Genomic DNA, 238 nt, shown 5'->3' with positions numbered 1-238 from the left:
CGAGCGCATGCAGATGAGCAAGAGCGGCGTGTTCGCGCACTTCGGATCGCGCGAGGATCTGCAGGTCGAGGTCGTCCGCGAATATCACCATCGTTTCGAGAACGAGGTGTTCTTTCCGAGCCTGCGCGAGCCGCGCGGTTTGCCGCGCCTGCGGGCGATGCTGGCGCGCTGGATCGAGAAGCGCATCCAGGAGGTGACGACTGGCTGCATCTACATCAGCGGGGCCGTCGAGTACGAC

1 protein-coding gene is annotated in these 238 nt (G+C 64.3%); it reads left to right on the top strand.

What is annotated here, in order from left to right:
• Window positions 1-238, top strand: a 238-nt coding sequence (locus SB816_RS34710; protein ID WP_410548587.1) for a TetR/AcrR family transcriptional regulator, incomplete at both ends; no start/stop codon positions are given.

Source organism: Achromobacter sp. SIMBA_011 (genome assembly GCF_046535435.1).
GTDB classification, from domain to species: Bacteria; Pseudomonadota; Gammaproteobacteria; order Burkholderiales; family Burkholderiaceae_B; genus Achromobacter; species Achromobacter dolens.
Note: the sequence above shows the minus strand (reverse complement) of the source record. Positions and strands in the feature narration are given on the sequence as shown.